17 protein-coding genes, 3 tRNA genes and 2 pseudogenes are annotated in these 22,654 nt (G+C 71.8%); 13 read left to right on the top strand and 9 right to left on the bottom strand.

All coding sequences use genetic code 11. The annotated features are described in order from the left end of the window. Positions 1–12 precede the first annotated feature (12 nt). Together cutA and AB0F56_RS09760 are read left to right on the top strand one after the other, a co-directional pair. Positions 13–357, top strand: a complete 345-nt coding sequence (cutA, locus tag AB0F56_RS09765) for a divalent-cation tolerance protein CutA (protein ID WP_362006277.1) — start codon at positions 13–15, stop codon at positions 355–357. Beyond that, positions 354–749 (top strand): gamma-glutamylcyclotransferase family protein, encoded by a 396-nt coding sequence (locus AB0F56_RS09760; RefSeq protein WP_362006274.1) that lies wholly within the window; start codon positions 354–356, stop codon positions 747–749. Before cutA ends, AB0F56_RS09760 begins: the two co-directional genes overlap by 4 nt. Here AB0F56_RS09760 and AB0F56_RS09755 read toward each other — a convergent pair. The 3 genes from AB0F56_RS09755 to AB0F56_RS09745 all read right to left on the bottom strand — a co-directional run bounded on the left by AB0F56_RS09755 (position 703) and on the right by AB0F56_RS09745 (position 4,500). Then, on the bottom strand, positions 703–2,817 hold the full coding sequence (locus AB0F56_RS09755) for a molybdopterin oxidoreductase family protein (RefSeq protein ID WP_362006271.1): 2,115 nt from the start codon (positions 2,815–2,817) through the stop codon (positions 703–705). The genes AB0F56_RS09760 and AB0F56_RS09755 overlap by 47 nt on opposite strands. A 184-nt stretch (positions 2,818–3,001) precedes the next feature. Then, complete coding sequence (locus tag AB0F56_RS09750; RefSeq protein WP_362006268.1) at positions 3,002–3,733, bottom strand: ElyC/SanA/YdcF family protein; 732 nt, start codon at positions 3,731–3,733, stop codon at positions 3,002–3,004. Positions 3,734–3,765: 32 nt separating this feature from the next. Further along, a complete protein-coding gene (locus tag AB0F56_RS09745; protein WP_362006265.1) occupies positions 3,766–4,500 on the bottom strand; it encodes an aquaporin in 735 nt (244 codons plus the stop codon). Between the two features lie 66 nt (positions 4,501–4,566). On the opposite strand from AB0F56_RS09745, the gene AB0F56_RS09740 reads away from it, so the two are divergent. From AB0F56_RS09740 to AB0F56_RS09715, 6 genes and pseudogenes are all read left to right on the top strand, one after another. After that, complete coding sequence (locus AB0F56_RS09740; RefSeq protein ID WP_362006263.1) at positions 4,567–5,265, top strand: hypothetical protein; 699 nt, start codon at positions 4,567–4,569, stop codon at positions 5,263–5,265. An 89-nt stretch (positions 5,266–5,354) separates the two neighbouring features. Then, a complete protein-coding gene (locus AB0F56_RS09735) occupies positions 5,355–6,284 on the top strand; it encodes a sirohydrochlorin chelatase (protein WP_362006260.1) in 930 nt (309 codons plus the stop codon). A gap of 142 nt (positions 6,285–6,426) precedes the next feature. After that, entirely contained in the window at positions 6,427–7,740 is a 1,314-nt protein-coding gene (locus AB0F56_RS09730) for a deoxyguanosinetriphosphate triphosphohydrolase (protein WP_362006258.1), read from the top strand. A gap of 132 nt (positions 7,741–7,872) precedes the next feature. After that, on the top strand, positions 7,873–9,135 hold the full coding sequence (locus AB0F56_RS09725) for an FAD-dependent oxidoreductase (RefSeq protein ID WP_362006255.1): 1,263 nt from the start codon (positions 7,873–7,875) through the stop codon (positions 9,133–9,135). A 36-nt stretch (positions 9,136–9,171) separates the two neighbouring features. Then, on the top strand, positions 9,172–11,064 hold the full coding sequence (dnaG, locus tag AB0F56_RS09720) for a DNA primase (RefSeq protein WP_362006252.1): 1,893 nt from the start codon (positions 9,172–9,174) through the stop codon (positions 11,062–11,064). A 133-nt stretch (positions 11,065–11,197) separates the two neighbouring features. After that, a pseudogene (locus AB0F56_RS09715) lies at positions 11,198–12,319 on the top strand (RNA polymerase sigma factor); the annotation flags it as partial. A gap of 233 nt (positions 12,320–12,552) precedes the next feature. Here AB0F56_RS09715 and AB0F56_RS09710 read toward each other — a convergent pair. The 4 genes from AB0F56_RS09710 to AB0F56_RS09695 all read right to left on the bottom strand — a co-directional run bounded on the left by AB0F56_RS09710 (position 12,553) and on the right by AB0F56_RS09695 (position 18,121). After that, a complete protein-coding gene (locus AB0F56_RS09710) occupies positions 12,553–14,481 on the bottom strand; it encodes an ABC transporter ATP-binding protein (RefSeq protein ID WP_362006249.1) in 1,929 nt (642 codons plus the stop codon). Beyond that, positions 14,481–16,214: an ABC transporter ATP-binding protein gene (locus AB0F56_RS09705; RefSeq protein WP_362006247.1), complete on the bottom strand. Its 1,734-nt coding sequence runs from the start codon at positions 16,212–16,214 to the stop codon at positions 14,481–14,483. Before AB0F56_RS09705 ends, AB0F56_RS09710 begins: the two co-directional genes overlap by 1 nt. Positions 16,215–16,282: 68 nt before the next feature. Further along, positions 16,283–17,722: an FGGY family carbohydrate kinase gene (locus tag AB0F56_RS09700; RefSeq protein WP_362006244.1), complete on the bottom strand. Its 1,440-nt coding sequence runs from the start codon at positions 17,720–17,722 to the stop codon at positions 16,283–16,285. Between the two features lie 96 nt (positions 17,723–17,818). Continuing rightward, on the bottom strand, positions 17,819–18,121 hold the full coding sequence (locus AB0F56_RS09695; protein ID WP_362006241.1) for a YtxH domain-containing protein: 303 nt from the start codon (positions 18,119–18,121) through the stop codon (positions 17,819–17,821). A gap of 169 nt (positions 18,122–18,290) precedes the next feature. Between AB0F56_RS09695 and AB0F56_RS09690 the strand changes: the two genes are divergently transcribed. The 4 genes from AB0F56_RS09690 to AB0F56_RS09675 all read left to right on the top strand — a co-directional run bounded on the left by AB0F56_RS09690 (position 18,291) and on the right by AB0F56_RS09675 (position 19,737). Next, positions 18,291–18,363: transfer RNA gene (locus AB0F56_RS09690), tRNA-Asn, on the top strand. A 5-nt stretch (positions 18,364–18,368) separates the two neighbouring features. Next, a tRNA-Asn gene (locus AB0F56_RS09685) sits at positions 18,369–18,441 on the top strand. A 176-nt stretch (positions 18,442–18,617) separates the two neighbouring features. Next, a tRNA-Ile gene (locus tag AB0F56_RS09680) sits at positions 18,618–18,691 on the top strand. Between the two features lie 446 nt (positions 18,692–19,137). Continuing rightward, the gene (locus tag AB0F56_RS09675) at positions 19,138–19,737 is read left to right on the top strand and encodes a hypothetical protein (RefSeq protein WP_362006240.1); all 600 of its coding nucleotides are present in this window, start codon (positions 19,138–19,140) and stop codon (positions 19,735–19,737) included. Between the two features lie 350 nt (positions 19,738–20,087). On the opposite strand, the gene AB0F56_RS09670 is transcribed toward AB0F56_RS09675, so the two are convergent. Together AB0F56_RS09670 and AB0F56_RS09665 are read right to left on the bottom strand one after the other, a co-directional pair. After that, positions 20,088–20,483 (bottom strand): hypothetical protein, encoded by a 396-nt coding sequence (locus tag AB0F56_RS09670; RefSeq protein ID WP_362006238.1) that lies wholly within the window; start codon positions 20,481–20,483, stop codon positions 20,088–20,090. Between the two features lie 118 nt (positions 20,484–20,601). Further along, a pseudogene (locus tag AB0F56_RS09665) lies at positions 20,602–21,057 on the bottom strand (IS5 family transposase); the annotation flags it as partial. A gap of 638 nt (positions 21,058–21,695) precedes the next feature. Between AB0F56_RS09665 and AB0F56_RS09660 the strand changes: the two are divergent. Further along, on the top strand, positions 21,696–22,654 hold a 959-nt coding region (locus tag AB0F56_RS09660; RefSeq protein WP_362006236.1), incomplete at its 3' end, for an ice-binding family protein.

Below are 22,654 nucleotides of genomic sequence, written 5' to 3'. Positions count from 1 at the left end.
ACGGTGGGCCGCGTGACCCTCGCACTCACCGTACTCACCACCACCGACAGCCCGGCCAAGGCCCAGGAACTGGCGCGCGGGGCCGTCGAGGCCCGCCTCGCCGCCTGCGCCCAGGTCTCCGGACCGGTCACCTCCGTCTACCACTGGCGGAAGGCGATCGAGACCGAGGAGGAGTGGCAGGTCCTCTTCAAGACGACGGAGGCGCGCTACGAGGAGCTGGAGGCCCACCTCCTGGCCGCGCACGACTACGAGACCCCCGAGGTCCTCGCCACTCCGGTGGTGCGGGCCTCGGCCGCGTACCTGGCCTGGCTGGAGGCCGAGACGTCCGAGACCCCGGCCGCCGCCGCTGCCGAATGACCGCACTGCCCTTCTTCGTCTACGGCACGCTGCGGCCCGGCGAGTACAACCACGACCGCTTCCTCCTCGGCCGCACGGCCCGGGAGGAACCGGCACGTCTGCCGGGGGCGCTGCTGTACGACGGCCCCGGCTACCCCTACGTCGTCCCGGGCGACGGCCTCGTCGCGGGCGACCTGGTCACCGCCGCGCCGGACACCTACGCCGAACTCCTCGCCGTGCTCGACCGGGTGGAGCTCCCGGCCGGCTACGAGCGGGCCGAGCGCGAGGTGGTCCGGGTCGCGGACGGGGCGACCGTGCGAGCCTGGGTGTACTTCGCGGCGCCCGGCACCCCGTACGGGCCGCTCATCAGGGGCGGGGACTGGCGGGCTCGACCCGGACCGCGCACGTCTTGAACTCGGGCATCCGGGAGACGGGGTCGAGCGCCGGGTTGGTGAGGGTGTTGGCGCGGCCCTCGCCGGGCCAGTGGAACGGCATGAAGACCGTGTCGGGCCGGATGGTCGTGGTGATCCGCGCGGGCGCGACCGCCCGGCCGCGGCGCGACACGACGGCGACCCGCTCGCCCTCGGCGACCCCGATCCGCTCGGCGAGCCGCGGATGCAGCTCCACGAACGCCCCGGGCGCCGCCGCGTTCAGCTCGTCCACGCGGCGCGTCTGCGCCCCGGACTGGTACTGCGCGACGACCCGCCCGGTGGTGAGCACGACCGGGTACTCGGTGTCGGTCTCCTCGGCGGCGGGCCGGTGCGTGACCGCCACGAACCGCGCCCGCCCGCTCGGCGTCGCGAACCGGTCCAGGAAGAGCCGGGGGGTTCCGGGGTGTTGCTCCGCGCCCTCCGGGCAGGGCCAGAAGACGCCGTTCTCCGCGCGGAGGCGGCGGTAGCTGATGCCGGAGTAGTCGGCCGGGCCGTCCGCCGACGCGCGGCGGAGCTCGTCGAAGACCTCCTCCGGGTCCGTCGGGAAGCCCTTCTCCCGGCCGAGGAGGGCCGCGAGCCCGTGCAGCACCTCCAGGTCCGTCCGGACCCCCTCGGGCGGGGTGATCGCCCGCTGCCGCAGCAGCACCCGCCCCTCCAGGTTGGTCGTGGTCCCCGTCTCCTCCGCCCACTGGGTGACCGGAAGGACCACGTCGGCGAGGGCCGCCGTCTCCGACAGGACCACGTCCGCGACCGCCAGGAAGTCCAGCGAGCGCAGCCGCCCCTCGATGTGCGCGGCGCGCGGCGCCGAGACCACGGGGTTGGAGCCCATGAGGAGCAGCGACTTCACGTCGCCGCCCAGCGCGTCCAGGAGTTCGTACGCACTGCGCCCGGGCCCCGGCAGCGAATCCGGGTCCACCCCCCACACGCCCGCCACGTGCGCCCGCGCCGCCGGGTCGTCCAGCTTCCGGTAGCCGGGCAGCTGGTCCGCCTTCTGGCCGTGCTCCCGACCGCCCTGGCCGTTGCCCTGGCCGGTGAGGCACCCGTACCCGCTCAGCGGCCGCCCGGCCCGCCCGGTCGCGAGGCACAGGTTGATCCACGCGCCGACGGTGTCCGTGCCCTTCGACTGCTGCTCCGGGCCGCGCGCGGTGAGCACCATCCCGCTCTCCGCGTCGCAGAACATCCGCATCGCGTCCCGCAGCAGCGGCACCGGTACGCCGGTGATCCGCTCGACCAGCTCGGGCCAGTGCGCCATCGCCCCGGCGCGGGCCGCCTCCCACCCCTCCGTACGCTCCCGGACGAACTCCTCGTCCACGCGGCCCTCGGCGACCACGAGATGGAGCAGGCCGAGCGCGAGCGCGAGGTCGGTGCCGGGGCGGGGCGCGAGGTGGAGGTCGGCCTGCTCGGCGGTGCGGGTGCGGCGCGGGTCGACGACGATCAGCTTCCCGCCGTTCGCCTTCAGCTCGGTGAGGTAGCGCAGCGCGGGCGGCATGGTCTCCGCCAGGTTGGAGCCGACGAGGATCACGCAGCCGGTGCGCGGGACGTCCTCCAGCGGGAAGGGCAGCCCCCGGTCGAGCCCGAACGCCCGCTGGTGCGCGGCGGCCGCGGACGACATGCAGAAGCGGCCGTTGTAGTCGATCTGCGAGGTGCCGAGCACGACCCGGGCGAACTTGCCGAGCGCGTACGCCTTCTCGTTGGTGAGGCCGCCGCCGCCGAAGACCCCCACGGCATCGGGTCCGTGGTCGGCGCGGGTCCGGCGAAGCCCCTCGGCGACGGCGGCGAGTGCCTCCTCCCAGGAGGCGGACTTCAGGGCGCCTGTGTCAGGGCATCGGACCAGGGGCCCGGTCAGCCTGACCCGGGAGGAGAGTACGGCCGGAGCGGTACGGCCCTTGCCGCACAGCGCGCCCCGGTTGACGGGGAAGTCGGGGCGCTCCACCACCTCCACGGTCCCCTCCGCCGGGCGCAGGGACATGCCGCACTGCAGGGCGCAGTAGGGGCAGTGCGTAGGGGTCGCGGCGAGGGTGGCGACGGGGGTGGTGACAGCCTCGGACATGCGAAAACTCTGCGACGGCCGTGTTACGGGCGGGGTCGCGCCGCATTACGGGCACCGCCCGTTCTGCTCCGCAGGGCGGGGGCCCCGGCGTGAGGTCGGCGGGCCCCGGCGTGAGGTCGGCGGGCCCCGGCGTGAGGCCAGCGGGGCTCGGCGTGAGGTCGGCGGGCGGACGCCAGCGCCTTCGTCAGCGGGCCGAGGCCAGCGCCTCCGTCACGCCCTTCTCCTCCTCGCCGAGGAAGTGCGGGTCGGGCCGGACGGTGGCGTCCAGGGCCGCCTTGCCCGCCGCGACGAGCTCCCGGACGCCGCCGTAGTAGAAGACGGAGTCGTGGGGTTCGACCACCTTCACCCCGTACGACTCGATGCCGGCCGCCCGGCAGAGCGCGACGGCCCGCTTGATGTGGAAGTCCTGGGTGACGAGCACGGCCCGGTCGACCCCGAAGATCTTCTTGGCGCGGACGCAGGAGTCCCAGGTGTCGAAGCCCGCGTAGTCGCTGACGATCCGGCCGTCCGGTACCCCGCGTTCGGTGAGGTACGTCCGCATCGCGTCCGGCTCGTCGTACTCGACCCGGCTGTTGTCACCGGTCACCAGGACGACCTTGACCTTGCCCGCGCGGTACAGCTCGGCGGCCGTGTCGAGCCGGTGCGCGAGGTACGGGGTGGGCCGCCCCTTCCAGAGGCCGGCGCCGAAGACGACGGCGACCTCCTGCGCGGGCACGTCGGCCGTGGTGCGCAGCCGGCTGTCGGCGACGGCGTGCGTCCAGGTGGCGGGCGCGAGGGCGAGGACGGCGCCCAGCATGACGGCCTGCACGGCACGGCGCCGGGACCGGGTGGTGCGGGGCACCGGGGTGAGCCGCGTCAGCCCGAGCGCACCCCGCTTCAGCCGGGCGAGTACGCGTACGCGTCGCAGGCCGCGCATGGATGAACCTCCGTGGATCTTGTCCGCCTCCGTCACCCTGTTCGACGCGTACGCGGGCCGTTCGGTTCGCCGCGCCCGTACAGAACGGTGGCGACGGCGACACCGAGCAGGGTGCCGAGGAGCTGCGCCCCGACGAAGCCGGGGAGCGAGCCGGGGGCTATCCCGGTGAACGAGTCGGTGAGCGCGCGGCCGACGCTCGCGGCGGGGTTGGCGAAGGAGCCCGAGGAGGTGAACCAGATCGCCGCCGCGATGTACGCGGCCACCGCGACCGGCGCGAGCGCGAGCCGGCCGATCCGGCGCAGCCCCACGACGAGCAGGACGAGCCCGGCGGTGGCGACGGCCTCGCCGACCAGGAGGTGGGGCTCCGAACGGACCTGGGTGGACACGGACCAGGTGGCCGGCGTCCGCCCGAACATCGCCTCGGCGAGCAGGGCCCCGGAGACCGCGCCGACGAACTGGGCGGCGCAGTACGCGGCGGCCTCGCGGGCCCCGGGCGCGTCCTCCTCGCCCCTCCGCGCCCACCACTCGGAGAGGGTGACGGCCGGGTTGAGGTGGCCGCCGGAGAGGGGGCCGAGGAGCACGATCAGGACGCCGAGGCCCAGGGCGGAGGCGAGGGAGTTGGCCAGCAGGGCCACGCCCACGTCCTCGCTCAGGGCCTCGGCCTGGAGGCCGGAACCGACGATGACGGTCACGAGGGCGGCGGTGCCCACGAGTTCGGCGGCGACGCGCCGGGGGAGCCCGGGAGGAGCGGGCGCAAACATTCGCATGACGGAAAATATATTCCGCTAGATAAAAGAATGAGGGCGGAAGGGTGTCATCCGTACGATCTGCGCATGATCGATGAAGCGGCCGTCAACAACGCCGAGTGGTGCGACGCGATGTGCCGCGCGCACGGCAGCCCCGGAGCCTTCCGGCGGCACGCCTGGACCAACCCCCGCCGGACCCCGCTCTACTACCCGGACGCGGTGACGCTGACGGCCGACGCGTCGGTACGGGACGTCCTCGACGGCATCGACCGGGACACCCCCGGCGCCTCGGTCAAGGACTCCTTCGCCTGCCTGGACCTGTCCACCGAGGGCTTCCGGCCGCTCTTCGAGGCGCGCTGGATCACCCGGCCCGGCTGGCTTCCCCCCACGGAGGTCCCCGTCCCCGCGGACACGTCGTGGCGCGCCGTGCGAGAGCCGGCGGAGCTCGCCGCCTGGGCCCTGGCGTGGAGCGGCGGGGACGCGGACGAGGCGGCGCTCTTCCGCCCCGAACTCCTCGCCGACCCGGCGACGAAGGTCGTCGCGGGGTACGGCGCCGACGGCCGGATCACCGGGGGAGCGGTGCTCACCGACAACTGGCGGGTGACCGGCGTCTCCAACCTCTTCGCCGCCGAGGGAACCGACCCGGCCGAGGCCTGGGCCGGCTGCCTGACCCTCGTCGACGCCGGCAGCCCGGTCGTCGGCTACGAGTCGGGCGACGACCTCGCGCCCGCCCTGGCGGTGGGGTTCGAGGAACTCGGCCCGCTCCAGATCTGGCTGGCTTTCTGACAGCCCCCGCCGGGCGGCGGTGAGCGCACGGAAAACACTCGTGACGCCCACGCAACGGGGTGGCAACGCGGGGCGCGCAGGATCGGGGCATGACGGAGCGGGACAGTACGTTCGACACCACGGCCGAGCTGCTCGGCACGATCACGACGCGGCTCGGCGAACGCCTGAGCCACGTCCGCCCGTACGGCGCCGCACGCCCCACCCCCCGCCCCACCCTCGTCGCCGTCGGCCACGGCAGCCGCGACCCACGCGCCGCGACCACCCTCGCCGAGCTGGCCGACCGCGTCCGCGAACTCCGCCCGGGCCTCGACGTCCGCCTCACCCACATCGAACTGAACCCCCCACTCCTCCCGGAGGTCCTCGCGGACCTCGCGGCACCCCCGACGGCCGGCGCGGGACCCGTGTCGGCGGACGGCCCGGCGCGGACGGGGGACGCCCCCGCGGGTGCCCCCCGGGCCGTCCTCGTCCCCCTGCTCTTCGGGCCCGGGTATCACGTCAAGCACGATCTGCCCGCCGCTGTCGCCGCGCAGCCCGGCGGGCGGGTGCGGATCGCCGCGCCGCTCGGGGCGCATCCGCTGCTCGTCGAGGCGCTCGTCGACCGGCTCGCGGAGGCGGGCTGGACCTCCGCCGACAGCGCCTCGCGCGCCACCGGGATCGTCCTCGCGGCGGCCGGATCGCGCGACCCCGAGGGGCTCGCCGCCGTGCGGCGGATCGCCGCCGCGCTCTCCGAAAGGCTCGGCGGCACGCCCGTCCTCCCCGCGTACGCCTCCGCCGCCGCCCCCACCGTCCCCGACGCCGTGCGCGCGCTCGCCGCCAGCGGCCGCCACCGGGTCGCCGTCGCCTCCTGCTTCACCGCCCCCGGCCGCTTCGCGAGCGGCGCCGCCGCCCACGCCCCCTGGATCGCCGCGCCCCCGCTCGGCGACCACCCCGCCCTCGCCCGCCTGATCCTGCACCGCTACGACCAGGCGCTCACCACCCCGGCGACCGCGCCCACCTGGCGAGAACTCGCCTCCGCCTAGGGCCTGTCCGGCCATGATCCGCCGGACAGGCCCTGGGGCTCACGCGTCAGACCTCGCTCCCTGAGTGCGTGCGGCCGAAAATCCCCGGTAAGACCGCCCTCCTACCGCCCCCGCTGTCCGTCCCGCCGGTTACCTTCGGTGCATGGAAGGCTTCGCGGACACCTCCGGCATCACAGACACCCCCGGCTACGACGACAGCGCCACCGAGCGCTGGGCCGCCGAGCCGGACAAACGGCCCGGGCGGACCGCCTTCCAGCGGGACCGCGCGCGCGTGCTGCACTCCAGCGCCCTGCGCCGGCTCGCGGGCAAGACCCAGGTCGTCACCCCCGGCTCCCGGAGCCACGCCTGGGACGCCAGCCCCCGCACCCGCCTCACCCACTCCCTGGAGTGCGCCCAGGTCGGGCGCGAGCTCGGCGCCGCGCTCGGCTGCGACCCCGACCTCGTCGAGGCCGCCTGCCTCGCCCACGACATGGGCCACCCGCCCTTCGGGCACAACGGCGAGGTCGCGCTCAACGAATTCGCCAAGGACTGCGGCGGCTTCGAGGGCAACGCCCAGTCGCTGCGGCTGCTCACCCGTATCGAACCCAAGCGGTTCATCGCCGACCCCGCCACCGGCCGGCCCGTCAGCGTCGGCCTCAACCTCACCCGCGCCGCGCTCGACGCCGCCACCAAGTACCCCTGGCCGCGCGGCGGTCACCCCGAGGACCCCGACTCGTCCAAGTTCGGGGTGTACGAGGACGACCTCCCCGTCTTCGAGTGGGCCCGGCAGGGCGCCCCCGCCCACCGCAAGTGCTTCGAGGCCCAGGTCATGGACTGGGCCGACGACGTGGCGTACTCCGTCCACGACTTCGAGGACGGCCTGCACGCCGGCCACATCGACCCGAACATGCTCTTCTCCGAGCCCGAGCGCGCCGACATCTGGCACGTCGCCATCGGCCGGTACGTCCCGCACGACACCGACCCGCAGGAGCTCGCCGCCGCCCTCGACCGGCTCGTCGACCAGGACTGGTGGCCGCACGGCTACGACGGATCGGCCGTCGCCCAGGCCCGCCTCAAGGACGCCACCAGCCAGCTGATCGGCCGCTTCGCCCTCTCCGCCGAGGGCGCCACCCGCCAGGCGTGGGGCTCCGGCCGCCTCACCCGGTACGCCGCCGAACTCGTCGTCCCCCGCGAGACCCGCAACGAATGCGCCGTCCTCAAGGCCGTCGCCGACCGGTACGTCATGCAGCGCGCCGAGCAGGAAGCCCTCCGCGCCGACCAGCGCATCGTCCTCGCCGAACTCGCCGAGGCGCTCACCTCCCGCGCCCCCGAGGGGCTCGACCCGCAGTTCCGCGCCCTCTTCGACGCGGCGGACGACGACAGGTCGCGCAAGCGGGTGATCATCGACCACATCGCCTCCCTCACCGACGCCTCCGCCCGCACCCTCCACGGCCGCCTCCGCCACGGCAGGCCCTGAGGACCCGCCGAGGGCCCGCCCTCTTTCGTCATCACGCTCCGTGCGGGACGCTCGGCTCAGGGCCCGAGGCGGAACGGCTGGCCGAACGGCCGGAGGCGTAGCGTAGAAGCGGTCGCAACGAGGAGGCATCAAGTGGTCGACGCAGATCAGACCTTCGTCATCGTCGGCGGGGGACTGGCCGGGGCCAAGGCGGCGGAGACGCTCCGGTCCGAGGGGTTCACCGGCCGGGTGATCCTCATCGGCGACGAGCGCGACCACCCCTACGAACGCCCACCGCTCTCCAAGGGCTACCTCACCGGCAAGGAGGAGCGCGACAGCGTCTTCGTCCACGAGCCGTCCTGGTACGCCCGCGCCGAGGTCGAGCTCCACCTCGGGCAGCCCGTCACCACCGTCGACCGCGAGGCCCGGACCGTACGCCTCGGCGACGGCACCACCATCCGCTACGACCGGCTGCTGCTCGCCACCGGCTCCGAGCCGCGCCGCCTCGACATCCCCGGCACCGGCCTCGCCGGCGTCCACCACCTGCGCCGGCTCGCCCACGCCGACCGGCTGCGCCACGTCCTGGCCGCCCTCGGCCGCGACAACGGCCACCTGGTGATCGCGGGCGGCGGCTGGATCGGCCTGGAGGTCGCCGCCGCCGCCCGCGGCTACGGCGCCGAGGTCACCGTCGTCGAGTCCGAGCCCACCCCGCTCCACCAGGTCCTCGGACCCGAGCTCGGCCAGCTCTTCGCCGACCTGCACACCGAGCACGGCGTCCGCTTCGCCTTCGGCGCCCGGCTCGCCGAGATCGTCGGCCAGGACGGCATGGTCCTCGCCGTCCGCACCGACGACGGCGAGGAACACCCCGCGCACGCGGTCCTCGCCGCGATCGGCGCCGCCCCGCGCACCGCCCTCGCCGAGGCCGCCGGACTCGCCCTCGTCGACCGGGCCCACGGCGGCGGCATCGCCGTCGACGCCTCGCTGCGCACCTCCGACCCCGACATCTTCGCGGCCGGTGACGTCGCCGCCGCGCACCACCCGCTCCTGGACACCCGGCTGCGCGTCGAGCACTGGGCCAACGCCCTCAACGGCGGCCCGGCCGCCGCCCGCGCCATGCTCGGGCAGCACGTCTCGTACGACCGCGTGCCGTACTTCTTCTCCGACCAGTACGACCTCGGCATGGAGTACTCCGGCTGGGCCCCGCCCGGCTCCTACGACCAGGTCGTGATCCGCGGCGACGCCGGAAAGCGGCAGTTCATCGCCTTCTGGCTCAAGGACCGCAAGGTCCTCGCGGGAATGAACGTGAATGTGTGGGACGTCACAGAGCCCATCCAGGGCCTCATCCGGACCCAGTCCCCGGTGGACCCCGACGCCCTCGCCAACCCGTCCGTCCCCCTGGAGAGCCTGCTGACGTAGGGGCCGGTCGCCTGCCCGCCCCCGTAGACTTCACACGTGGCAGGCAGGATCAACGATGACGACGTGAAGGCGGTACGGGACGCGGTCCCGATCGACGCCGTCGTGTCCGAGTACCTCCAGCTCCGCAACGCCGGCGGCGGCAACCTCAAGGGCTTGTGCCCCTTCCACGACGAGAAGTCCCCCTCCTTCCAGGTCAGCCCGAGCAAGGGCCTGTTCCACTGCTTCGGCTGCCAGGAGGGCGGCGACACGATCGCCTTCGTGATGAAGATCGACCACCTCTCCTTCTCGGAGACGGTCGAGCGCCTCGCCGCGAAGGCCGGCATCACCCTGCGGTACGAAGAGGGCGGCTACAACCCCGGCCACCAGCGCGGCGAGCGCATCCGGCTGGTCGAGGCGCACAAGGTGGCCGCCCAGTTCTACGTCGACCAACTCGACTCCCCCGAGGCCGAGATCGGCCGGAAGTTCCTCGCCGAGCGCGGCTTCGACCAGGCCGCCGCCGCGCACTTCGGCGTCGGCTACTCCCCGGCCGGCTGGGACCACCTCACCCGCTTCCTGCGCGGCAAGGGCTTCTCCGACAAGGAGCTGATCCTCTCCGGGCTCTCCCAGGACGGCCGCCGCGGCCCCATCGACCGCTTCCGCGGCCGGCTGATGTGGCCGATCAGGGACGTGGGCGGCGACGTCGTCGGCTTCGGCGCGCGCAAGCTCCGCGACGACGACAACGGGCCCAAGTACCTCAACACGCCCGAGACGCCGATCTACAAGAAGTCCCAGGTGCTCTACGGCATCGACCTGGCGAAGAAGGACATCGCCAAGGTCAGCCGGGCCGTCGTCGTCGAGGGCTACACCGACGTCATGGCCTGCCACCTCGCGGGCGTCACCACCGCCATCGCCACCTGCGGCACCGCCTTCGGCGGCGACCACATCAAGATCCTCCGCCGGCTCCTGATGGACAACGGCTCGGCCCGGGTGATCTTCACCTTCGACGGCGACGCGGCCGGCCAGAAGGCGGCCCTGCGCGCCTTCGAGGACGACCAGAAGTTCGCCGCCGAGACCTACATCGCCATCGCTCCCGACGGCATGGACCCCTGCGACCTGCGCCTCGCCAAGGGCGACCAGGCCGTCGCCGAGCTGGTCGAGCCGCGCACCCCGCTGTTCGAGTTCGCGCTCCGCCAGATCGTGAAGCGGTACGACCTGGAGACCCCGGCCGGCCGGGCCGCCGCGCTCGACGAGGCCGCCCCGATCGTCGCCCGGATCAAGAACATCGCCTCCCAGCACGAGGTCGCCGTCCAGCTCGCCGGCATGCTCGGCATCCTCGACACCCTGTTCGTGGTCAAGCGCGTCGCCCAGATCGCCCGCTGGCAGCGCGACCGCGGCGGCCGGGGCGGCCCGACGCAGGCGGCGCCCCAGCGTGCCTACCAGAACACCCAGGCGCCCGCCGTGCAGGCCGGCCCCGCGCTCAACCTGCGCAGCCCCGCGCACCGCACCGAGCGCGAGCTGCTCAAGCTCGCCCTCCAGCGGCCCGAGCTGGTCTCCCCGGCCTTCGACGCGTACGGCGCCGACGAGTTCACCGCCCCGCCCTACGCGGCCGTCCGTCAGTGCGTCCAGGACGCGGGCGGCGCCACCGGAGCGCCCGCCGACTATCTGTCCGCCGTCCGCGAGGCCGCCCCCGACGACACCGTCCGCGCCCTCGTCACCGAGCTCGCCGTCGAGACGCTCTTCGCCAAGGTCGTCGACGAGGTCTACGCGGGCGCCCAGCTCGTCTCCGTCCGGCTGCGCGCCGTCGACCGCCGCGTCCGCGACATCCAGGGCACCCTGGCCCGCCTCGGCCCGAACGGCGACCCGGCCCAAGTGGCCGCCGTACAGAACGAGTTGTGGGTCCTCACCCAGTACGGCCAGTCCCTCCGCACCAACGGCGCCGCAGCACTCTAGGGGGTGTCTCGGGCCTCCCCGTACGGGTTCTGACGTTCGGTCACCTCGCGAACTCAAAAAGTCACCGCACGCCCCTCGTGGCGGCGATGTGTCGTACCCCACACTGGGAAGCGGTGCCTGAGCCCCCGGAGCACCGGCAGCGATCACCCTGGAGGTCGCCCCCGTGCAGACCCAGACCCTGTCCGACGTCGTGCCCGGGCAGCGCCCGGCCGCCCACCATCCGGAGGCACCGGCCTCCGCGGAGCAGGCCGAGGGAGCGGATCCGCCCGAGCCCACGGAGTTCGTGGACGACACGCCGGACCCGGAGCCGGTCCCGCGCCGCGTCGCCGATCTCGGCGGGAACGGGCCCTCGTCCGATCTCTTTCGCCAGTACCTGCGCGAGATAGGCCGGATCCCGCTGCTCACCGCCGCCGAGGAGGTCGACCTCGCCCGCCGCGTCGAGGCCGGGCTCTTCGCCGAGGCGAAGCTCGTGGGCACCCCCGACCTGGACTCGCGGCTCGCCCACGACCTGGACCGGCTCGTCGTCCTCGGCCGGATGGCCAAGCGCCGGCTCATCGAGGCCAACCTGCGGCTCGTCGTCTCCGTCGCCAAGCGGTACGTCGGACGCGGCCTGACCATGCTCGACCTGGTCCAGGAGGGCAACCTCGGCCTGATCAGGGCCGTCGAGAAGTTCGACTACGCGCGCGGCTACAAGTTCTCGACGTACGCGACCTGGTGGATCCGCCAGGCGATGTCACGGGCCCTCGCCGACCAGGCCCGGACCATCCGCGTCCCCGTCCATGTCGTCGAACTCATCAACCGGGTCATCCGCGTCCAGCGCCGGATGCTCCAGGAGCGCGGCTACGAACCCACCGCGGAAGAGGTCGCCGCCCAGCTCGACCTGGCCCCCGAGCGGGTCGGCGAAGTGCTGCGCCTCGCCCAGGAACCGGTCTCCCTGCACGCCCCCGTCGGCGAGGAGGACGACGTCGCGCTCGGCGACCTCATCGAGGACGGCGACGCCGCCAGCCCCGTGGAGTCGGCCGCGTTCCTGCTGCTGCGCGAGCACCTGGAGGCCGTCCTCTCCACCCTCGGCGAGCGCGAACGCAAGGTCGTCCAGCTCCGCTACGGCCTCGACGACGGCAGGCCCCGCACCCTGGAGGAGATCGGCCGGCTCTTCGGCGTGACGCGCGAACGCATCCGCCAGATCGAGTCGAAGACCCTCAACAAGCTGCGGGACCACGCCTTCGCGGACCAACTGCGCGGCTACCTGGACTAGGGCCTGTCCGGCGGATCATGGCCGGGGCCGCGACGCCTGGCACGGCACTCCCCCAAGCTCTTCGAGCAGGGGGGACCCCCACGCCGCGTTGCCGAAACGCCCCGATAGCTCCGCTATCGAGACGCTTCGGCGCCTTGCGATGCGTCCCCTAGGCCCAGAGGGCCTGGGGAGGCCCCATGCGCCAGACGCCGCGTCCTTTCCGGCCCTGATCCGCCGGACAGGCCCTAGCCCGGCTAGTCGACCTCCGCGACCGCCCGGGCGAACTGGGCCGCGTACAGCCGCGCGTACGCCCCGCCCGACGCCAACAGCTCGTCGTGCGTGCCCTGTTCGACGATCGAGCCGTTCTCCATCACCAGGATCACGTCCGCGTCCCTGATGGTGGAGAGCCGGTGCGCGATCACGAACGAGGTGCGCCCGTCGGCGAGGCGGGCCATCGCCTTCTGGATGAGCACCTCGGTACGGGTGTCCACGGAGCTGGTCGCCTCGTCGAGGACCAGGATCACCGGGTCGGACAGGAACGCCCGCGCGATGGTGATCAGCTGCTTCTCGCCGGCGCTGACGTTCCCGCCCTCGTCGTCGATGACGGTGTCGTAGCCGTCGGGGAGGGTGCGGATGAAGCGATCGGCATGGGCCGCCCGCGCCGCCTCCTCGATCCGCTCCCGCGAGACCTCCCCGCTCGCCCCGTACGCGATGTTCTCGGCGATCGTCCCGCCGAAGAGCCAGGTGTCCTGGAGGACCATGCCGATCCCGGCCCGCAGCTCGTCGCGGGACATCGCCGAGATGTCCGTCCCGTCCAGGGTGATCCGGCCGGCGGTCACGTCGTAGAACCGCATCAGCAGGTTCACCAGCGTCGTCTTGCCCGCGCCCGTCGGGCCGACGATCGCGACCGTCTGGCCCGGCTCCACCGTCAGGGAGAGGTCCTCGATGAGCGGCTTGTCCGGCTCGTAGCGGAACGCCACCTCCTCCAGGGCCACCTTGCCCAGCGACTCCGAGGACCGCTCGCTCCGCGGCGCGTCCGGGGTCTGCTCGTCGGCGTCGAGGAGCTCGAAGATCCGCTCGGCGGACGCGACACCCGACTGCACCAGGTTCGCCATCGACGCGACCTGCGTCAGCGGCATCGAGAACTGGCGGGAGTACTGGATGAACGCCTGCACGTCACCGATCGACAGCGTGCCGCTCGCCACCCGCAGCCCGCCGACGACGGCGACGAGCACGTAGTTGATGTTCGAGATGAAGAACATCACCGGCTGCATCACACCGCTGTTGAACTGCGCCTTGAACCCGGCCTCGTACAGCGCCTGGTTCTGCTCGCGGAAATCCGCGGCCGACTCGTCCTGCCGCCCGAAGACCTTCACCAGGGCGTGGCCGCTGTACATCTCCTCCACATGGGCGTTGAGGGTGCCCGTGGACTTCCACTGCTGCACGAAGTGCGGCTGCGAGCGCTTGCCGATCTTCGTCGCCACGACCACCGACACCGGCACGGTGACCAGCGCGACCAGCGCGAGGAGCGGCGAGATCCAGAACATCATCCCCAGGACACCGACGATGGTGAGCAGCGAGTTGATCAGCTGGCCCATCGACTGCTGGAGCGTCTGCGAGATGTTGTCGAGGTCGTTCGTGGCCCGGCTCAGCACCTCACCGCGCTTGGCCCGGTCGAAGTACGACAGTGGCAGCCGCGCCAGCTTCGCCTGCACCTCCTCGCGCATCCGGTAGACGGTCCGGTTGATCACCCTGATCGACATCCGGGTCGCCACCAGCATGAGGAGTCCGGCCGCCACATAGATCGCCAGGACCAGGAGCAGCACCTTGCCGACGGCCGTGAAGTCGATGCCCTGCCCGGGGGTGAAGTCCACCCCGGACAGCATGTCCGCCATGCCGTCGTCGCCCTTGGCCCGCAGGCCCTCGATCGCCTGCGCCTTCGTCGTGCCGTCGGCCATCTGCCGGCCGACCACGCCCGCGAAGACCAGGTCGGTCGCCTTGCCGAGGATCAACGGGCCGAACACCGAGCCCGCCACGCCGAGCACGCAGGCGACCAGCATCAGCCAGAGCGGGCCCCGCTCGGGCGCCAGCTGCCGCAGCAGCCGCTTGCCCGAGCCCTTGAAGTTCATGGACCGCTCGTTGGGGCCGCCACCGGCCATCATCCGTCCGCCAGGACCGGCCATCAGGCTGCCTCCGCCTCGGTCAGCTGGGAGAGCACGATCTCCCGGTACGTCTCATTGCCCGCCATCAGCTCGTGATGGCGTCCCGTCCCCACGACCCGGCCCTCGTCGAGGACCACGATGCGGTCGGCGTCCCGGATGGTCGACACCCGCTGGGCGACGATCACCACGGTCGAGTCCGACGTCTCCGCCTTCAGCGCCTCCCGCAGCAGGGCGTCGGTCTGGTAGTCGAGCGCCGAGAACGAGTCGTCGAAGAGATAGATCTCCGGCCGCTGCACCAGCGTCCGCGCGATCGCGAGCCGCTGCCGCTGGCCACCGGACACATTGGTGCCGCCCTGCGCGATCGGCGCGTTCAGCCCGTTCTCCAGCTTCTTCACGAAGTCCGCCGCCTGCGCCACCTCGAGCGCGTGCCACAGCTCCTCGTCGCTCGCGTCGGGCTTCCCGTACCGCAGGTTCGTCGCGACCGTCCCGGAGAACAGGTACGGCTTCTGCGGGACGAGCCCGACCGTCCGCGCCATCAGCTCGGGCGCCAGCTTCCGTACGTCCACCCCGTCGACGAGCACCTCGCCGCCGGTCACGTCGAACAGCCGGGGCACCAGGCCGAGCAGCGTCGACTTGCCGCTGCCGGTCGAACCGATGATCGCCGTCGTCTCACCCGGCCGGGCCACCAGCTCCACGTCCCGCAGGACCGACTCCTCGGCGCCCGGGTAGCGGAAGTCCGCGCTCCTGACCTCCAGATGGCCGCGCCGCCCCAGCTCGCGCACCGGCTCGGCCGGCGGCACGACGCTGCTCTCCGTGGAGAGGACCTCCTCGATGCGCTCGGCACACACCTCGGCGCGCGGCACCATCATGAACATGAAGGTGGCCATCATCACGGACATCACGATCTGCATCAGATAGGCGAGGAAGGCGGTCAGCGCGCCGATCTCCATCCCGCCGCTCGCGATGCGGTGCGCTCCGAACCAGACCACCGCGACGCTGGAGACGTTCACGACCGTCATCACGGTGGGGAACATCAGCGCCATCAGCCGGCCCGTCGCCATCGAGACGTCGGTCAGCTCGGTGTTGGAGACCTTGAACCGGTCCCGCTCGTAGCCGTCCTTCACGAAGGCCCGGATCACCCGGTTGCCGGTGATCTGCTCCCGCAGCACCCGGTTCACCGTGTCGAGCCGCTCCTGCATCGTCCGGAACAGCGGGCGCATCCTCCGCACGATCAACGAGACCGCGATGCCAAGCACCGGCACGACCGCGATCAGCACCGCCGACAGCGGCACGTCGAGGCTGAGCGCCATGAGGATGCCGCCGACGCACATGATCGGCGCCGACACCATCAGCGTGAACGCCATCAGGACCAGCATCTGGACCTGCTGGACGTCATTGGTGGTACGGGTGATCAGCGACGGGGCGCCGAACTGCCCGACCTCGCGGGCCGAGAACGACTGCACCCGGTCGAAGACCGCGGCGCGGACGTCCCGGCCGAGCGCGGAGGCGGTCCGCGCCCCGTAGTAGACGGCGCCGACGTTGCAGACGACCTGGATCACCGAGACGGCGATCATCAGGGCGCCGAACCGCAGGATGTAGCCGGTGTCCCCGTCGACGACACCGTTGTCGATGATGTCCGCGTTCAGGGTCGGCAGGTAGAGGGACGCGCAGGTCTGCAGGAACTGCAGCAGGACCAGCAGACCGATGGGCTTCTTGTACGGTCGAAGGTGGGTTCGGAGAAGTCGTAGGAGCACGGGTCCTACTATCGCCCGCGCCCCCTCGGCGTTACGACTGTGTTTTGTCGAGTCTTGAACGGACTCCGCTACGAGCCGAACGCGCCCGGGTGGATCTGCTCCCGCGTGGCCACGTACTGCTGCCGTACCGCCTGGCCGACGGCCAGCTCGTCACCCGGCTCGAAGATCTGCGCGGCCGCGCCCTGCCAGGCCGGGGGAGCGGTGGGCGACAGCGTGCCCCGGGCCACCCCGAGCGCCCAGGCGGCCTGCCGGGCCGCGCCGAGCGCCGCGTAGTCGGCGGGCTGCGCGACGACGACCTGCGCGCCGAAGATCGCGGGGGCGATCGCCTGCACGGCGGGCAGCCCGGCCGCCGCACCGAGCAGGAACACCCGGCGCACCTCGACGCCGCGCCCGCGCAGCACGTCCATGGCGTCGGTGAGCGCGCACAGCATGCCCTCGAACGCGGCCCGGGCCAGGTGCTCGGGCTTCATCGACTCGCGGCGAAGCCCGCTGAGCGTGCCGGCGGTGTGCGGCAGCTGCGGGGTCCGCTCGCCCTCCAGATAGGGGAGCAGGACGAGCCCGGAGGCACCCGGCGTCGACTTCAGGGCCAGCGCGGACAACTCCTCCAGGCTCTCCACCCCGAGCATCTCGGCGGTGCCGCGCAGCGCGCGTACCGCGTTGGAGGTGTGGACGACGGGCAGGTGCATCCCGGCCGCGTCGGCGAAGGAGGTGATCAGCCCCTGCGGGTCGGCGAGCGCCTCGTGGTGCACGGCCATGACCGAACCGGAGGCGCCGAGGGAGACGACCGCGTCGCCGGGGCCGAGCCCGAGCCCGAGGGCGGCGGCCATCGTCTCGCCCGTACCGGCCGAGATCAGCAGGCCCTCGGGGGTGGTGCCGGCGGCCTCGGCGGGGCCGAGCACCTCGGGGAGGACGGCCTGGTGGCCGAGGGCCAGCTCGACGAGGTCGGGCCGGTACGCGCCCGTGCCGGCGGACCAGTAGCCGGTGGCGGAGGCGGCGCCGCGGTCGGTGGTGCGGCGCACCGGGCGGCCGAGGAGCTGCCAGACGAGCCAGTCGTGCGGCTGGAGGAGCATCGCGACGCGCTGGGCGTGCTCGGGCTCGGAGCGGGCCAGCCAGCGGAGCTTGGCCACCGGCTGCCCGGACTGCGGTACGGAGCCGACGGCCTCGGCCCAGGCCTGCCGCCCGCCGAACGCCTCGACGAGGTCGGCGGCGGCCACCTGTGCGCGCTTGTCGTTGCCGACCATGGCCGGCCGGACGAGCCCGCCCTGCGCGTCGAGCGGCACGAGCCCGTGCTGCTGCGCGGAGACCCCGATGGCCTGCACCCCTTCGAGCAGCCCACCCCCGGCCGCCTCACCGAGCGAGAGCAACCACGCCTGCGGGTCGACATCGGTGGCCTTGGGCTCACCCGGGTGCGGGGCGTACCCCTGACGCAGTACGGCACCCGTGTCCGCGTCGCAGACGACGATGCGTGTGAACTCGGCTGAGCTGTCCAAGCCGGCGACTATCCCCATGGGAGGAGATTCTGCCGCACGCGGAGGAGTAAGGGGAGCGCGCGCGGGGTAGGGGTGCCGATCTCGGCCGGGGTCACCGCTCTCTCGGAGTCCCGATCAGGTGTTGCTCACCCCCCACTCGTCCTCGGTCACCTGACCGTTGTGGTGACGGAGGGAGTGGATCCGGTCGGTCACGGAGGCGGGGAGCCTGTCGCCGACCTTGTCGCTCACGGCGTGGTACGCCTTGCCGGCGAACTGCCGCCCGGTCTGCGCCGCGGACTCGGCGGCGTTGCGCACGGCCGGGTTCTGCGAGAAGTCCCTGGCCGACTTCTTCATCTGCTCGTAGCGCTCGCGCCCGGCCCGCGTCCCGATGACGTAACCGAGGGCCAGCCCCACGACGAACGTCAGCTTGTACCGCACGGCGGCACCACCTTCCCTTGAGCTTCCCTGTTGCTTCTCTGGTGCCCACGAGCGCCCACGGCATACCGATTGGCGGAGCACCCCCCTGCTTGCGCTAATGTATGTGTCGCAGCGAGCGCGCGCCGCCCGGGAACACCCGAGGTGGATCCGTTCGGTGCAACCGCAGCAATCCCCTGTAGCTCAATTGGCAGAGCAGCCGGCTGTTAACCGGCAGGTTACTGGTTCGAGTCCAGTCGGGGGAGCACGATCCCCTGTAGCTCAATTGGCAGAGCATTCGGCTGTTAACCGGAGGGTTGCTGGTTCGAGTCCAGCCGGGGGAGCAAGAGAAAAAGGACCCTTAGGGGTCCTTTTTCGTATGCCCGGGAACCATGCGCCACGCTGCGCGGTCCTCATGGTCGAGCAGTGCGCAGCAGACGCCGACCATCCGGAGCAGGAGATCGTATGAGCGGCTATGCTGCGGCAGACGGCGCGCACACTTGTACGCGCCACGCGGTAGGGGGCGGTAGCTCAGCCGGTTAGAGCAGCGGACTCATAATCCGTCGGCCGTGGGTTCGAGTCCCACCCGCCCCACTGCAGCACAGCGCAGCAGAATCGTTCTGACCAGGCACTTTCCCTGGTCGGGCGACTCTCACGGTGCTCGCGCACGGCCTTCGCTTCCGCGTTCCTCCAATGTTTGGACAGAGTGTTTGGACGCGAGTGGTCCGACACGCGCGAGTCACCCGGATGCCGCGGGGCCGCCCCCGTCCGGCCGCTTTGTGAGCCACCCCACAACATCCGGCGTCGTGCTCCGTGAGGGTACGAACCGGAGCATCGTGACGTTGTGCCGTTGATCGTCGGGGTTGGCATTGCTCAGGTTCTCGACCCGCAGGACGGTCAGTCGTTTCCCACCGCACCGCTCGCTGAGCCACTTCTCAGGTTCCTTGGACACGGCTGTCGTCGAACTCGCCACGGGCACCGCTTTGGAGGTGCGTCGGGACACAGGGGGCTGGTGGCCGGGTGCCGTCTCGGCGACCCATGTGGCCTGGCAGGAGCTGGACGACCGCGGTGAGGGCCGTATCGCCGTGGCCCGGAGGGGTTCCCCCGAAGTGCGGTACGTCGAGGGAACCGGTCTCCCGGAGACGGGTGAGACCGTCGAGCTCCTCACCCACTACTCCTCCGCCGTGACCACCCTGGCCGGGTCCCTCCTGGTTCGCGGCGGCACGCTCGACCGGGACGAGGGCCTCTACCTGGTGTCGCTCGACGGGAACGGCAAGCCGGTCGCCGAACTCGTCGCCTCGACCGGCCAGACGACGGCCGTGAAGTATCTCGGTACGAGTGTCCCGGGCACGATCACCTTCGATCGCATCGGCCAGGGCGTGGACCTGGGCTGGGACTTCTCCCGGGTCGACACCGACGTATGGCTGACACTCGTCCACGAGCGGACGGGGGAGCGATCGCGGCGGAAGATCTGGTCCACGGATCCGGCCGCCCCCGGGGGGAGGGCTACCGGGACGGACAGCGCATCGGCTGGCGTTGGAACGGCTCGAATCTCCTCAACCCACTGCAGGCCGCGTACAACGGTGCCTACACCTGGGAGATCACTGCGAGCCCGGACGACAGCATCGGGCCGGAGGTGAAGGTCATGGTGAACCGGGCCGCCGCGCCACACGACTACAACGACAACGGGACACCCGATGTCCTGCTGTTCAACGCCTACGGCCCCCTTCTGCGCGGCGACACCAATAGAACACCGTCCGGTGACGGAATCCGACGTGCTCCGGACTACCTCCCCCAGGTCGGACGCGGCTGGAACATCTACGACCGCGCCGAGTCGGTCGGGACGTCGCCGGCACCCGCGTGGGCGACGTGGTCGGCAGGAGACCTCGTCGCACGCGACAAGGACGGTGTCCTGTGGCTGTACATGGGCAAGGGCGACGGCACCTTCGCTCGCGATGAATATCGGGGGCGAGATCCGCACCGCGGCCGATCATGCGGTGTGTGGTCGCGCGTGCGACTTCGAACGACCGCTGCCCGCCTGCGCGGCGATCGCCTGCAAGAACGGCAGGATCGCGGCCGTCACTGTCGCCCCCGAGACCGCCGCCAGCGCGGTCATGATCTCCATGTTGCCGGTATACGTGTACACACGCAGACCGCACACTTCGTGCGCGGCGAGCTCGCGCCACGCTGGGTCCGTGTCAGTGGCCGCCAGGTGGTCCCTGAGCTCCTCCAGAAGGAGAGAGTTCTCGGTCGACCGGGGCTCGCCGCCGGTCTTCGCCCGGTCCCACCATTTGCGCACGTCAGCAGGGCTGGGCGAGCCCGGCAGCCACTCCTTGCAGATCGCAAGCACATCCCCGCGCTGAGCCTGTCTCTTCTGGCTACTCACCGCGAGTCTCCTCCTCGCGTCCAGCATCGAGTTCCCATCCTGCCCAACGCTGATACCCAGTAGGGGGGAGTTCCTCTCGCCGACGCTCTCCGGCTCCCGACACGCCTGACTGATCGTTTCAGAATGAGGTTCGAAGTCGTCTCAAGCAGATGATGCTGCATGCGAGTTGGAGGAGACCGAGGTGGAGGTCGGCGCGTATCTCGTAGCGGATGCGGAGACGTTTGAACTGGTGGAGCCAGGCGAACGTCCGCTCGACGAACCAGCGGGTCTTGCCCAGTCCTGAGCCGTGCGGAACACCTCGACGGGCGATCTTGGGTGTGATGCCGCGGGCCCGGAGGATGCGGCGGTACTTGTCGAAGTCGTAGCCGCGGTCGGCGAACACGCGTCGGGAGCGGCTACGGGGCCGGCCGACCAGCCCGCGGATGGTCGGGATCGCGTTCAGGAGTGGAATGAGCTGGGTGACGTCGTGCCGGTTTCCGCCGGTCAGCGAGACGGCGAGCGGTGTGCCGTGCCGGTCGACGATCAGATGGTGCTCGCTGCCCGGCCGTGCCCGGTCGACCGGCGAAGGTCCGGTGTGAGGGCTCGAGCCGCTTCACGCCGGTGACGGATGTCTTGAATCCCCCCCCGGGCCTGCGAGGCCTCCTCAAAGAGCGGCACCGTCACCGGCGATTTCGTGGGGTGACGCGGACCCCGGACTGATGCCTCGGTGGAGCAGGTGGCGGGCCCGGGTCTGCAGGAGCGCGGCGGCGTGCGATGAGTCGCTCCTGGAGGGGGCGTCGACGCGCTGCCGTTGGTTCCTGCGGGAAGCCACGGAGGCATCGGGTAGCCGTCGGACCAGAGGCGGCGGGCCGTGATCGGCTACACCACGACAAGGGACGTGACCCCACGGAGGGGCGACACGCGATGCGGATCACCCCTCCTGCGGTCGGCGCTCACACCACCAATGGGCCAGATGGGCTCGTGACACCGCTTGGACGACGCAACAAATACGCGCAGACGTACGACGGATTCACTTCCTCACGCCACGTCACCCATGCAGACGATTTATCTGATTTACAGTCTATTGCTGTGAAGTGTGCGGGAATGCTCCCATGTGACGCCCCATCACCACCTCCGGCAGGGGCCGATCTGCGTCCCCTGCCCGGGGTGAGCCTGCGAGCCGGCACAGGCAGCAGGCCGGCGGCCCAGACCAGCGACAAGAAAGGTTCTGCCATGGCATTGGATGTCATCCGGTGGGCTCCACCCGTCTCGAGCCTGCAACTCAATCTGCTCAAACGGGGAGCCTTCGCCCTGCTCCCCGCATCGCTCCTGGCGGCAGTCCTGGCCCCGACCCACGCCTATGCCGCAGAAGCCCCCGTGTTGCTGGGGACCACCGCCAGTTACGGGGTCCTGGCCGGTTCGACGGTCACCAACACGAACCCCACCGTCATCAACGGCGACCTGGGGCTCTATCCGGGCACAGACGTGACCGGCTTCCCGCCCGGCATCATCAACGGAGTGCGACGCGTATTCCCCAACGCCGCCGCCGGTCAGGCGAAGTCCGACCTCGTCGTCGCCTACGACGACGCGGCAGGCCGGGGACCCGGGACCATTCTCGATTCGGACGAGCTCGGCGGACGGACGCTGGCGCCCGGCGTCTACACGGCCCCGGCGGACCCGGCGTCCCTGAAACTCACCGGGACGCTCACCCTCGACGGCCAGAACGACCCCAACTCCGTCTTCATCTTCCGGACCCCCTCGACCCTGATCACGGCTTCTTCGAGTTCCGTGGAATTCATCAACGGAGCAAATGCCTGCAACGTGTTCTGGCAGGTGGGCAGCTCCGCCACCCTCGGCACGACCACCCAGTTCAAGGGCACCATCCTGGCCATGCAGTCCATCACGCTGAACAACAGCGCCGTGATCGAAGGTCGCGCCCTGGCGCGTGAGGCCGCGGTCACGATGGACAACAACACCATTACGAGGCCGACCTGCGCCGTCGGCCCGCCTGGACCTCCCGGACCGACTGGACCTACCGGCCCGACGGGATCGCCTGGCCCGACCGGTGCACCCGGACCCGACGGCAGCACCGGGCCGACCGGTGCACCCGGACCCGACGGCAGCACCGGGCCGACCGGTGCACCCGGACCCGACGGCAGCACCGGGCCGACCGGTGCACCCGGACCCGACGG

The sequence above is a fragment of the Streptomyces sp. NPDC026092 genome, assembly GCF_040638605.1.
Taxonomy (GTDB): Bacteria; Actinomycetota; Actinomycetes; order Streptomycetales; family Streptomycetaceae; genus Streptomyces.
Note: the sequence above shows the minus strand (reverse complement) of the source record. Positions and strands in the feature narration are given on the sequence as shown.